Source organism: Salinivibrio sp. VYel1 (assembly GCF_009377945.1).
Classification (GTDB): Bacteria; Pseudomonadota; Gammaproteobacteria; order Enterobacterales; family Vibrionaceae; genus Salinivibrio; species Salinivibrio siamensis.
This window is the reverse complement of record NZ_RSAM01000009.1, coordinates 69,943-83,127: the sequence shown is the minus strand read 5'-3', so window position 1 is coordinate 83,127 and position 13,185 is coordinate 69,943. Positions and strand designations below refer to the sequence as shown.

Annotated in this window: 11 protein-coding genes; 3 read left to right on the top strand and 8 right to left on the bottom strand. The window is 53.1% G+C overall.

What is annotated here, in order from left to right:
• Nucleotides 1-65: 65 nt before the first annotated feature.
• The 5 genes from ribBA to glyA all read right to left on the bottom strand — a co-directional run bounded on the left by ribBA (nt 66) and on the right by glyA (nt 4,863).
• Nucleotides 66-1,175, bottom strand: coding sequence for a bifunctional 3,4-dihydroxy-2-butanone-4-phosphate synthase/GTP cyclohydrolase II (ribBA, locus tag EHW58_RS10065; RefSeq protein ID WP_046074981.1), 1,110 nt, complete (start codon nt 1,173-1,175; stop codon nt 66-68).
• A 10-nt stretch (nt 1,176-1,185) separates the two neighbouring features.
• Nucleotides 1,186-1,848: a riboflavin synthase gene (locus tag EHW58_RS10060; protein WP_152796217.1), complete on the bottom strand. Its 663-nt coding sequence runs from the start codon at nt 1,846-1,848 to the stop codon at nt 1,186-1,188.
• Nucleotides 1,849-1,853: 5 nt separating this feature from the next.
• Nucleotides 1,854-2,984 carry a bifunctional diaminohydroxyphosphoribosylaminopyrimidine deaminase/5-amino-6-(5-phosphoribosylamino)uracil reductase RibD gene (ribD, locus tag EHW58_RS10055; protein ID WP_152796216.1) on the bottom strand — a complete coding sequence of 377 codons (1,131 nt, stop codon included), beginning with the start codon at nt 2,982-2,984 and terminating at the stop codon, nt 1,854-1,856.
• The gene (nrdR, locus tag EHW58_RS10050; protein WP_046074984.1) at nt 2,981-3,430 is read right to left on the bottom strand and encodes a transcriptional regulator NrdR; all 450 of its coding nucleotides are present in this window, start codon (nt 3,428-3,430) and stop codon (nt 2,981-2,983) included. Before nrdR ends, ribD begins: the two co-directional genes overlap by 4 nt.
• 182 nt (nt 3,431-3,612) lie before the next feature.
• Nucleotides 3,613-4,863: a serine hydroxymethyltransferase gene (gene glyA / locus EHW58_RS10045; RefSeq protein ID WP_046074985.1), complete on the bottom strand. Its 1,251-nt coding sequence runs from the start codon at nt 4,861-4,863 to the stop codon at nt 3,613-3,615.
• Between the two features lie 522 nt (nt 4,864-5,385).
• Here glyA and EHW58_RS10040 point away from each other — a divergent pair.
• Nucleotides 5,386-6,003 carry a YitT family protein gene (locus tag EHW58_RS10040; protein WP_046074986.1) on the top strand — a complete coding sequence of 206 codons (618 nt, stop codon included), beginning with the start codon at nt 5,386-5,388 and terminating at the stop codon, nt 6,001-6,003.
• A gap of 104 nt (nt 6,004-6,107) precedes the next feature.
• Here EHW58_RS10040 and glnB read toward each other — a convergent pair whose 3' ends face one another.
• Nucleotides 6,108-6,446, bottom strand: coding sequence for a nitrogen regulatory protein P-II (gene glnB, locus EHW58_RS10035; RefSeq protein WP_046074987.1), 339 nt, complete (start codon nt 6,444-6,446; stop codon nt 6,108-6,110).
• A 150-nt stretch (nt 6,447-6,596) separates the two neighbouring features.
• A complete protein-coding gene (gene purL / locus EHW58_RS10030) occupies nt 6,597-10,487 on the bottom strand; it encodes a phosphoribosylformylglycinamidine synthase (RefSeq protein ID WP_152796300.1) in 3,891 nt (1,296 codons plus the stop codon).
• A 402-nt stretch (nt 10,488-10,889) separates the two neighbouring features.
• On the opposite strand from purL, the gene mltF reads away from it, so the two are divergent.
• Entirely contained in the window at nt 10,890-12,410 is a 1,521-nt protein-coding gene (gene mltF / locus EHW58_RS10025; protein ID WP_227486536.1) for a membrane-bound lytic murein transglycosylase MltF, read from the top strand.
• Between the two features lie 7 nt (nt 12,411-12,417).
• Nucleotides 12,418-12,579, top strand: a complete 162-nt coding sequence (locus tag EHW58_RS15680) for a hypothetical protein (RefSeq protein ID WP_167369481.1) — start codon at nt 12,418-12,420, stop codon at nt 12,577-12,579.
• Here the strand turns inward: EHW58_RS15680 and tadA are convergent.
• Nucleotides 12,576-13,118 (bottom strand): tRNA adenosine(34) deaminase TadA, encoded by a 543-nt coding sequence (gene tadA, locus EHW58_RS10020; RefSeq protein ID WP_077577991.1) that lies wholly within the window; start codon nt 13,116-13,118, stop codon nt 12,576-12,578. The genes EHW58_RS15680 and tadA overlap by 4 nt on opposite strands.
• Nucleotides 13,119-13,185: the final 67 nt, after the last annotated feature.

The following is a 13,185-nucleotide window of genomic DNA, read 5'->3' as shown; positions in this document are numbered from 1 at the left end:
ATCCGATGGCACCATGTTCCGTGCCAGTCGATGATGGTGCTAATCGCGCGCCCCGTTTATCTATCTTATTCGGTGACGTATTCCACCACGTTCAGGCCAAAGCCTGACAAGGCATGATAACGCTTGGTCGACGACGACAGCAGGCGCATTTGCTTGACACCAAGATCCGCCAATATTTGCGACCCAATCCCCACTCGGCGAGAGGTCCCCTGCCATTTAGCGCCGGCGGGTTTTTCACCTTTATCTTGCGCTTCAAACGCTTTCACTTTGTTGATAATGGCATCGCTGGTTTCTTCTTTACCCAGAATCACCAACACCCCGCCTTCATCGCTAACCCTTTGCATCGCGCGGGTCAGACTCCAGCTGCGCTCAGCCGTCCGATCAGATTGGAGCACATCGGTAAAAGTGTCTTGCAGATGCACACGCACTAGGGTGGGATCGGCGGTCACCTCGCCTTTACACATCGCATAATGGATTTGGTTATCAATGGTGTCGCGGTAGGTGACTAAATCAAACTCACCAAATTCCGTCGGCAATTTACAAGACGCCACCCGTTCAATGGTCGTCTCATTGAGATTACGGTATTCAATCAAATCGGCAATGGTGCCCAGCTTGATGCCGTGTTTGTCACAGAATACTTCCAAGTCTGGGCGACGCGCCATGGTGCCGTCTTCATTTAAGATCTCAACGATCACGGAAGCAGGACTATAGCCACCTAAACGGGCCAGATCGCACCCCGCTTCGGTGTGGCCAGCACGGGTGAGCACCCCTCCTTCTTGCGCCATCAAGGGGAAGACGTGGCCCGGCTGCACCAAGTCAGCCGCTTTAGCGTCGGGAGTAACCGCGGCTTGCACGGTGCGTGCGCGGTCGGCCGCCGATATCCCGGTGGTAACACCCTCTGCCGCTTCAATCGACACGGTAAACGCGGTGGAAAATTGCGCATTATTGTCCGACACCATCAAAGGCAACCCAAGTTGCTGGCAGCGCTGCTGGGTCAGCGTCAAACAAATCAACCCTCGGCCATGCGTGGCCATAAAGTTGATCGCTTCTGGGGTCACAGCTTCTGCCGCGATGATCAAATCACCTTCATTCTCGCGATCTTCGTCATCCATCAACACCACCATTTTGCCTTGGCGGATATCGTCAATGATTTCTTGAGCGCTACTAATTGCCATCTTGGGATCCTTATTTCAAAAAGCCGGAACGGGCCAATGTGTCTAGACTGACACCCGTTGATTGTGTCGGTTCAGCGGCCTTGTCACCGAGCATCAATCGCTCAAGGTAACGGGCAATGACATCGACTTCGATGTTTACCTTGCGCCCAGGCGCAAAGTGCTGAATAGTGGTTTGCTCAGCCGTGTGCGGCACGATGGTGAGTTTAAACGCACTGCCGTTCACCTCGTTCACCGTCAAACTGATACCATCCACCGTGATAGAGCCTTTCAATGCCACATACTTGGCGAGTTCAGGCGGTAATGCAATCCAGTACTCCCAGGCGCGGCCAGTTTGGCTAACGGACGTTACTTCTCCCAAGCCATCAACATGCCCCGAAACCATATGACCGCCAAAACGGGTGGTAGGTAGCATGGCTTTCTCAAGGTTAACGCTATCTCCTACCGACAAGGCGCCCAGCGATGAACGCGCCAAAGTCTCAGAGGAGACATCCGCGCTATAGCCCGTTGCGGTCAATGCGACGACAGTCAAGCACACCCCGTTGGTGGCAATGCTGTCACCCAGTTTGACGTCCGAGAGATCAAGCGCACCGCTGTCGATCGTCAGAGTAATGTCTTGTCCCCGACGACTCAGGGTTTGTACGCGCCCTATCGCTTCAATAATTCCAGTAAACATTGTTCTTAATACTCTTGCGTAATTACGGCATGCTCAGAGAGGCTCGCCCGTAAGCGGACATCGTCACCGACAGTCTTTACCTGGTTAAAGTGGAAACGTGGCGCGTCATCCATCGACTCTAATCCGCCTAATGCGACCAAAGGACGGCTATCGGCCCCTAATAATACCGGCGCTTGGTAGACAATCAGCTCATCCACCAAGGATTCACTCAGCAGCTGGCTTGCCAGCCTCGCGCCTGCTTCCACCCATACTTTGTCAATATCATGTTCCGCCAATGCACGAAGGATAGTGGTGAGCGATGCATCGGGCATCACCCATTCTTGCACGTTATCTGGCCACGCTTTATTACTCGGCGTATCAACAATACGGATCACGTTGCCCGCAAGTTGATAGACACTCGCTTCCGGCACGGTTTGATTGTGTTTATCCAAGATCACACGTGTCGGTTGGCGTCGCGTCGATTGAGGATAATGGTCGAGGACAGCACGAGGAAGTTGGTTGTCACGGACATTGAGGCTCGGGTTATCCGCAATCACCGTGGCACTGGTCGATAGAATCGCACTCGCTTGCGCGCGAAATGCTTGCACATCGGCGCGCGCGGGTTCCCCAGTGATCCATTTACTGTGCCCATTCGCCAAGGCGGTGCGCCCATCGAGGCTCCCTGCCAGTTTGAGCTGCACATAGGGCATTTTAGTTTGCATACGTTTGATAAAACCGGGGTTCAGCGCGTTGGCGCGCTCGGCCATCACGCCCACAACCACCTCAATGCCGGCTTCTTGTAACCGTGCGATTCCACGTCCAGCTACTTGCGGGTTTGGGTCTTGCATCGCGCACACGACGCGGCTAACGTTGGCAGCAATCAGCGCATCGCAACACGGCGGCGTGCGACCATAGTGAGAACAAGGCTCTAAGGTGACGTAAGCTGTCGCCCCTTGTGCGCGTGCTCCCGCAGCCTTTAATGCATGTACTTCAGCGTGCGGGCCGCCGGGGGCAATATGAAACCCTTCACCGACCACTTCGTCGCCCTGTGCAATCACACAACCGACATTAGGATTAGGCGTGGTGGTATAACAGCCTTGCGCCGCGAGCGCTAACGCGCGCATCATCATGGTTGTATCCCGATCGCTTTGACTCATTTTTGCAACCGTGCGATTTCTTCGCCAAATTCACGAATGTCTTCAAAACTGTGATACACAGAGGCAAAGCGAATATAAGCCACTTTATCGAGCTCCTTGAGCGCTTCCATGACCAAGTTCCCTACCATGGCAGAGCCAATTTCGCGCTCTCCGGTGGCACGCAAACGTGACTTTATACTGTTGATCGCTTTTTCAATATCATCCGCGCTCACTGGACGCTTTTCTAATGCGCGTTGAATGCCGCCACGCAGTTTCTCTTCGTCAAACGGCTCTCGGTTACCGTTGGTCTTAATCACCCGTGGCATCACTAATTCCGCCGTTTCGAACGTGGTATAACGCTCTGCGCACGCCAAACACTGGCGGCGACGGCGAACTTGGTGACCATCAGCCACAAGACGAGAATCGATCACTTTGGTGTCGGTAGCACCACAGAATGGACAGTGCATGAGTGTCGCCTCCTCAATATCGTCTTGCTAGTGTAACCGATTTGTAGCGATGAAAAAGCCTATCGAAGAGGACTTTATGGTGGTTTTGTGTGCTAAACAAAGCCAGTGAGGCACATCGTGTCGATAAAAATAAAAAAGACGCCCAAAGGCGCCTTATAACCTATTCATTTCCGTGTTATTAATTAGGCATACACAGGCAGGCGACGGCAAATCGCTTGGACTTTTTCTTTGGTCTCGGCAATCACTTGCTCATTATCGATATTATCCAAGACATCACACATCCAATGCGCAAGCTGCTCAGCATCTTGCTCAGTAAAGCCACGACGTGTAATGGCTGGGGTGCCCACACGAATACCAGAGGTGACAAACGGGCTGCGTGGGTCGTTCGGCACACTGTTTTTGTTCACAGTGATATTAGCCGCGCCCAGTGCTGCGTCTGCTTCTTTTCCGGTAATGTCTTTATCGATAAGATCAACCAGCAACAAATGATTATCGGTTGAGCCTGATACTATTTTGTAGCCACGCGCTTGGAAGCCTTTGACCATCGCGCGAGCATTATCAATCACACGCGCTTGGTAAGCCTTAAACTCAGGTTCCATCGCCTCTTTAAACGCGACAGCTTTACCCGCAATTACGTGCATCAGTGGGCCACCTTGACCACCTGGGAACACCGCAGAGTTGAGCTTTTTGTAGAGGTCTTCACCCGCATTAGACAGGATCAAACCACCGCGAGGGCCCGCAAGCGTTTTGTGGGTAGTGGTCGTCACCACATGCGCGTGTGGCAATGGATCTGGATATACGCCTGCCGCAATTAAACCCGCGACGTGCGCCATATCGACCAATAGCCATGCGCCCACTTTATCGGCGATTTCACGCATGCGCTTCCAATCCACCACTTGTGAATAAGCAGAAAAGCCACCGATGAGCATTTTGGGCTTGTGCTCCAGCGCAAGCTGTTCCATTTGCTCATAGTCAATTTTGCCCGCTTCATCGATACCGTAAGGGATGACATGGTAATGCTTACCAGAAAAGTTGACCGGCGAGCCATGAGTCAGGTGACCACCATGCGCCAAGCTCATTCCCAGAACCGTATCTCCAGGGTTGAGCAGGGCCATATATACCGCGCTATTTGCTTGTGAACCTGAGTGAGGCTGCACATTCGCATACTCACAACCAAACAGTTCACACGCGCGCTCAATCGCCAGCGCTTCGGCTTTATCGACATACTCACACCCACCGTAATAGCGCTTGCCGGGATAGCCTTCCGCGTACTTGTTGGTCAGTTGAGAGCCTTGCGCTTCCATGACGCGTGGGCTGGTGTAGTTTTCTGATGCGATCAGCTCAATATGTTCTTCCTGACGTGCCGTTTCTTCTTCAATGGCGGCGAACAGGGCGGGATCGTAATCCGCAATCTTCATGTCACGCTTTAGCATTTGTCTCTCCTGACTTAACATTGGCGGGCAATTACCCATAAAGCAAACGCTAGGGCTTTTTCAGCTCACCTAGCAAAAACCGGCGCAGGGGCGATGGCTTAGATCACGCCTTGGCTTAGTCGCCTTAAGATGACAAATCAAAGCGATTAAGCCAAGGAAAATCGTTCGCCATACCAGCACCACGCAAACGTTTTCGTTACCGCTATGACTGCGTTTGCTATTCTACAAAAAATCCAACCTATCAGGTAGCCTGCGTCACAATTTTTTATCGCGCATGGCAATCGTAATGGTCGGGCGTCAACGAACATAGTCGGTGTAAAGGTTTTACAGCTGAGTATCATAATGCTGACATTCTACATTCAAGTGATTTACCTCCCCGCCTTTCTCTTCGTCCTAATTGGCGATAAAATCCGCGCCCGATTATCCCATTAACTTTTTACCGCCAGCCCTTTGGGTTTTGGCGGGCTTTTTGTTGTTATCACGTTTTTGTTGTTGTCACGCTAATAAGTAGGGAGAAGCCGTGTGAGTCAGTATCAACACAGCTTTAAAGAAGACATTATTGCTATTGCCTCTGGCGCGTTCTTAGTCGCCCAAGGGGTGTTTTTCTTGCAACAAGCCGGACTTTTAACGGGCGGGACCACAGGGCTGGCTCTGTTGGTCAGCCAATTTACAGACTTGTCCTTCGGCACCCTGTACTTTCTGTGTAATTGCCCATTTTATTTGATGGCATGGTTTCGCATGAGCCCACGCTTCGCACTGCGCAGCTTACTTGCGGGGGGCGCGGTATCGGTGATGGCTGACCATATTGCCTATTTCTTTGAAATTACCTGGCTGGCACCTGCGTACTGTGCCGTCATTGGTGGGTTGCTAATGGGCGTCGGCATGTTGATGATCTTCCGTCACAACGCCAGCTTAGGCGGCTTTAACGTCTTGGTGCTCTATTGTCAGGACAAGTTTGGGATCTCGGCAGGAAAACTACAAATGGGCATCGACTGCACCATCCTCGCGTTATCTTTCTTCCTCATCGACCTCAACCTCTTGATGTGGTCGGTGGTTGGCGCGATTGTGCTCAACTTAGTCTTGGCGATGAATCATAAGCCCGGGCGCTATCAGGCGCATCCTGCTAACCCCGGGGCTTGAGCGCCCTCTCAACGCTAATCAATCCGACAGCACGGCGCAAAACAACAAAGCCAAGCATGATGCTTGGCTTTTTACTACTGATCGTATTCGCTTATAGCGCGTGATTAAATCGCTTCTTCGTCTTCTTCACCGGTACGGATGCGCACCACGCGCTCAACATCAAAGACAAAGATTTTGCCATCTCCGATTTTACCGGTTTGTGCGGTATCAATAATGGTATCCACACACTGCTCAGCCACATCGTTACTGACGATCACTTCAAGCTTCACTTTGGGTAAAAAATCGACCATATATTCGGCGCCGCGATAAAGCTCAGTGTGGCCTTTTTGACGACCAAAGCCTTTTACCTCTGAGACGGTCATCCCCGTAATCCCCACGTCGGCGAGCGCCTCGCGTACGTCATCGAGTTTAAATGGCTTGATGATGGCTTCAATTTTTTTCATTCTGTTATCCCTCTCGTTGGCCGCTGGCCGGTCCTGATGGATCAAGTGTTTAGCTCAAATTGTATCGCAGCAGGATAAAAAATCATCCATCGATTCACGCATAACACGAAAAAGCCGCCAAACGATGGCGGCTTGTATCACATTTAAGGGTTACCCCAAGGTCACCCGCGCATTGCGGAACATACGCATCCACGCACTGTCTTCGCCCCAATCATCTGGGTGCCAAGAGTTGGCGACTGTACGGAATACCCGCTCAGGGTGCGGCATCATAATGGTGACGCGGCCCGACTCTGTGGTCAGCGCGGTAATGCCATTCGGTGAGCCATTCGGGTTGGCAGGATACGCTTGTGTTGGCAGGCCGTGATTATCGGTGTAACGCAGCGTCACCGTGCCGGACGCTTCAATGGCCGCCAGATGCTCAGCATCGCGCACCTCCACGCGCCCCTCACCATGCGATATCGCAATAGGCATCCGTGACCCTGCCATCCCGGCAAAGAAGGCGGAGGGGCTGGATTGCACTTCCACCATGCTAAAGCGGGCTTCAAAGCGCTCCGACTCGTTACGAACAAATCGTGGCCAGTGTGCAGCGCCTGGGATCAGTTCATGTAGGTTCGATAGCATCTGGCAGCCATTACACACGCCAAGTGCTAAGGTGTCTTCACGCGTAAAGAAGGCACTAAATTGATCGCGCGCGCGGCTGTTAAACAATATTGATTTTGCCCAACCTTCACCGGCGCCCAACACGTCACCGTAAGAGAAGCCGCCACAGGCCACCAGCCCTTGGAAGCCGTCCAAACTGACGCGTCCTGAGAGAATGTCACTCATATGAACGTCCACGGCGTTAAATCCAGCGCGATCGAAGGCAGCTGCCATTTCCACATGCGAGTTCACGCCTTGCTCACGCAAAATAGCCATGGTCGGTTGTTGACCGGTGGCGATATAAGGCGCAGCGATGTCTTCGTGCACATCAAAGCTCAGGCTAGCGTGTAAACCAGGATCGACCGCCTGCTTGGCGTCAAACTCTTGACGAGCGCAGTCCGGATTATCGCGACGCGCTTGCATTTGATAGGTGGTTTCAGCCCAAACCTGACGCAGGTACTGACGACTGGCTTGATAGATAGATGCCTCACCGTGACGCAAGATAATCTCATCGCTATCGCTTAAGCCGCCAATCAGATGGCTGCATTCGGTTAATTGATGTTCATCCAACACCGCATAAACACGCTCGAGATCTTGCGCCGCCACTTGGATCACCGCGCCCAGCTCTTCGTTAAACAGTACCGACAAGGCATCGTCGCCTAAACGGGCGATATCCACGTCAATACCGGTGTGACCGGCAAACGCCATTTCTGCCAAGGTGACGAACAGTCCGCCATCGGCACGGTCGTGATACGCCAGTAGCTTTTGCTCTGCCACCAAGGTTTGCATCGCATGGAAAAAGCCTTTTAGGCGAGCGCTGCTGGTGACATCGGCAGGCTTATCGCCCAATTGATGATAAACCTGAGCCAACGCGGTTGCGCCCAGACGCTGCGCGCCCTCACCGAGGTCAATTGCGATCAAGTGGCTATCACCTTTGTCGGTACGCAATTGTGGGGTTACAGTACGACGCACATCCTCCACGCGCCCAAAGGCGGTGATGATCAGCGACATCGGCGCGGTCACGGTTTTGTTTTCACCGTCTTGCTGCCACTGGGTTTTCATCGACATTGAGTCTTTACCCACTGGAATGGTCAGTGACAGCTCAGGACACAGCTCCTCACCCACTGCCTTGACCGCTTCGTACAAGCCGGCGTCTTCGCCCGGGTGACCTGCCGCGGACATCCAGTTCGCAGACAGTTTAATGTTAGTCAGGCTACCAATATCGGCACAGGCAATATTGGTGAGTGCTTCTCCCACCGCCATACGGGCAGAGGCAGCAAAGTCAAGCAAGGCAGCTGGGGTACGCTCACCCATCGCCATCGCTTCGCCGTGATAACTGTCATAGCTGGCCGCCGTCACCGCACAGTTGGCGACCGGTACCTGCCACGGGCCGACCATTTGGTCACGAGCAACCAATCCGGTCACCGAACGGTCACCGATAGTGATCAAGAAGGTTTTCTCCGCCACCGCCGGCAAGCGTAAAACACGCTCACAGGCTTCATCCAGCTCAATGCCTTGGGTGTTAAGCGCAACACCTATCACTTGCTGACGCGTCACATCCCGGTGCATTTTGGGCGCTTTACCCAGCAGAATGTCCATCGGCATGTCGATAGGGGTATTGTCGAAGTGGCTGTCTTCAAGCGACAGATGACGCGCATCGGTGGCCTCACCAAGCACCGCGTACGGCGCCCGTTCACGCTCGCACAAGGCTTCAAAAAGCGCCATATTTTCCGGTTTAACCGCCAAGACATAGCGCTCTTGTGACTCGTTACACCAAATGGCAAGCGGACTCATTCCCGGCTCGTCATTAGGAATATCACGCAAATTAAAGCGCCCACCGCGGCCGCCATCATCGACCAGCTCTGGCATGGCATTGGACAAGCCACCCGCGCCCACATCGTGGATAAAGGCAATCGGGTTGTTGTCGCCAAGTTGCCAGCAACGATCAATCACCTCTTGGCAGCGACGCTCCATTTCTGGGTTCTCACGCTGTACCGAGGCAAAGTCTAAGTCTTCCGCCGACTGGCCTGATGCCATCGACGATGCCGCCCCGCCGCCAAGGCCGATGTTCATCGCCGGGCCACCTAACACAATCAGTTTGGCGCCCACATCTATCTCGCCTTTTTGCACATGGCCATCGCGGATGTTACCCATACCACCGGCGATCATGATGGGTTTGTGGTAGCCACGCACTTCCTCACCGGCATGTGAGGTCACCCATTGCTCATAGGTACGGAAGTAGCCCAGCAAGTTAGGGCGACCGAATTCGTTGTTAAACGCCGCACCGCCTAGCGGGCCTTCCAGCATAATATCGAGCGCAGTGGCAATGCGCTCAGGCTTGCCATAATCGCGCTCCCACGGCTGAATAAAGCCCGGAATTTTAAGGTTAGAGACAGAAAAACCGACCAATCCTGCTTTGGGTTTGCCCCCGACACCGGTCGCCCCCTCGTCACGAATTTCACCGCCTGAGCCGGTCGCTGCGCCTGGCCACGGTGAAATCGCGGTGGGATGGTTATGGGTTTCCACCTTCATCAAAATATGAGCCGGTTCATGATGATATTGATAAGTGTGGCTCTCTGGAGTGGGGAAAAAGCGTCCAACGTTTGAGCCAGTCATCACGGCTGCGTTGTCTTTATACGCCGACAGCACGTTATCTGGGGTTTGCTCATAGGTGTTTTTGATCATCTTAAACAGCGATTTAGGCTGCTTTTCACCATCGATAGTCCAGTCGGCGTTAAAGATTTTGTGTCGGCAATGCTCTGAGTTAGCTTGCGCAAACATCATCAGTTCGATGTCGTTTGGGTTACGCCCCAGCTGGGTGAAGTTCTCGACCAGATAATCAATTTCGTCTTCTGCCAGTGCCAACCCTAAGGCTTGGTTGGCCTCGACTAAGGCGGCTCGGCCACCGGAGAGAATGTCTACGCTATGCATCGGCGCAGGTTCCGCTTGCTCAAACAGCACCGCGGCGGCCTCAAGCTCACTGAACACCGCTTCCATCATCCGATCGTGCAACAATCCGACTAAGGTCGCGTGTTGCTCATTGGTCAAAGGTGCAGATAACTGAATATAGTACGCCGTCCCGCGCTCCAAGCGTTTGACCGCATCCAAGCCGCAGTTATGGGCAATATCGGTTGCCTTGGAGGACCACGGCGACAAGGTGCCAGGGCGAGGCGTCACGAGAAACAATATGCCTTCCGGCGCGTGCGGCGATAAGGTTGGTCCATAAGTCAGCAGCTTTTCGAGCTTTTCGCGACTCGCGCTATCCAAAGGATGATACAAGTCGGCGAAATGAATAAACTCAGCATACAGTGCCGTGACAGGTAACTGGTGTGCTTGGCAGCTCGCCAGTAATTTGTTGACACGAAACTCAGACAGTGCGGGGGAACCACGCAAAATATCCATGTGCGTACGTCTCTCGTTAGCGGTAAATGAAAGGGGTATACCCAAGTTATCGCATCTTGGCACCATAACTTGGGTATCACCACCGGCATTGCCGCAATGGTTGCTCTCTCCGTTATCGTTAACGCTGACTCCCAGGGCAGTCCTCCCACGTTGCTCGGAGGTGTCGCCACGCCACACGCGCTTTAAGACTGGCGTTTTGCCTAAGCGGCCGCCATTATAGGGGAAAACTGTCACCGACAACACACCTGACGCAACCGTTTGCGCAAAAAATTTTCCCTCTATCGGTCTGACGTCTATTCACGTAGAATGGCGCGTCTATCGATCATCGCTAGCCGTTTGATGCTGGCATGCAACAGTGAGCGACAGCCTTTGACACAGCGTGACTTTTCTTTGCGATCATGGATGATTAGCCTAACGGTGCTTGTGCTTAGCCTCACCGTCACAGGCTGTGATTGGACGTTCGACGATCGTACCGTTCTAGAAAAAATTCGAGACCGTGGTGTCTTAAGAGTCGGGACACTCAACAACGAACTCTCTTACTACATCGGCCCCGACGGCCCTACCGGACTAGATTACGAGCTCGCCGCTCGGTTTGCTGACAAGCTCGGGGTCAAGCTAGAAATGGTGCCCACTTATACGCTTTCCGGCCTCTTTCCAGCCCTTGAACGCGGCGACGTGGATCTGATTGCGGCAGGCCTTACCATTACCGACCAACGTTTAGCTCAGTTTCGCCCTGGCCCTGCCTACTACTTTGTCAGCCAACAAGTGGTCTATAAAAAAGGGCATTGGCGCCCGCGGGATGTTGATGATTTTAATCGTGAAGATGCCATCATGGCGGTGGTGGAAGACTCTAGCCACGACCTCACCTTGCAAGCGTTAAAACAAGATCACCCTGATCTCAGCTGGAAAGTCGTGCAGGACGCCGACGATGATGAGCTGCTTAAACAAGTCGCAGACGGTGAGATTGACTTTACCATTGCCGACTCCGTCGATATTGCCTTGATGCAACGCACCCACCCAGATATTGCCGTCGCCATGGCCCTTAGTGAGGACGAACCCGTGGCCTGGTTTATGAAAAAACAAGGCGACAGCAGTGCCTATGCCTTAATGGTCAACTTCTTCGGTGAGATAAACCAAACTGGCGAATTAGCTATTTTAGAAGAGAAGTATTTTGGTCACGTCGACCAATTCGATTACGTCGATACCCGCGCCTTTTTACGGGCATTGGAGAGCAAGTTGCCTAAGTGGGAGCCGCTTTTCAAAAAGCACGCGAACGATTTTGATTGGCGCTTACTGGCGGCCCTATCGTATCAAGAGTCACATTGGAACCCACGGGCGATCTCCCCCACTGGGGTGCGCGGCATGATGATGCTTACCCTGCCGACGGCCAAATCCGTGGGCGTGCGCAATCGCCTCGACCCAGAGCAAAGCATTAAAGGCGGTTCGCTCTACCTGCAACGTGTACTTGACCGTGTACCAGACAGTGTTAATCCACACGAGCGCATTTGGTTTGCTCTCGCGTCTTACAATATTGGTTTTGGCCATATGATGGATGCGCGCCGACTGACGGAGGCGCAAGGCGCCGATCCTAACTCTTGGAGTGATGTAAAACAGCGGCTGCCATTGTTAGCCAAGCGCCAGTATTACACCCAAACACGCTACGGCTACGCGCGTGGCTACGAAGCGCTTAGCTACGTCGAAAATATTCGCCGCTATTACCAAAGTATTCTAGGCTATGAGAAAGCGCACATAGAGTCACTTGACAGCCAACAAGTTGAAGATCTCGGTGGTCTGCAGACGATCGTCGCCCCTGACGAGCCGTCGGAAAATGCCCCCGAGCAAACAACCGAGCAAGCGCCTGACCCGGCGTCATCGCAGTCAGAGGATAACTCGACACCGCAATCAGACACGCAACCGCAATGAGGACAGCATGGTTCCAAGAAAACGGCTGGTGAAACAAAGCTTTCGCAAAAACAACATTTCATCCGCTAACCGGCGTAAGCGTATGCGCCAAAATATGCACAAGAAGGTACTTTGGCGACAACGTGCCTTTGCGATTCGTGAATTTGCGGCCTTTGATGACGCGTTTTAGGACACCTTGCCTGAGTCAGGTAAGCAAGATTGAGATTGACAGGCTGCTTTTTTAGCGGCCTTTTTTTCGGCACGACGACGGCGGAAAAAGGCTTGCAGTTGCGCACGGCATTCCGCTTCTAACATCCCTCCCTCACTTTGCACATGATGATTAACACCGTCATAGCTGAGTAAGTTCATTACCGAGCCAGCGGCCCCGGTTTTGGGATCAGGCGCGCCAAAGAAAACCTTTCTGACACGGCCATGCACCATCGCCGCCGCACACATGGGACAAGGCTCTAATGTCACATAAAGATCCGCGTCTAATAAACGATAATTACCCAGCACTTGGCCGGCTTGGCGTAATGCCATCACTTCGGCATGGGCCGTTGCATCATGCTGGGTAATGGTTCGGTTCCACCCCGTGCCCACCACCTCACCTTGATACACCACGACAGCGCCAACAGGCACTTCACCCTCTTGCTCCGCTTTGTCTGCTAGCTGGATCGCGTGGCGCATATAAACGTCGTGCTCGCTACCCGACGCGTGTGGATCTTTCATCCCAACCTCTGTGACTAACAACCTAATACGCCCTCAGTATACGATACAAATAAGCCGGCTCGAAGGC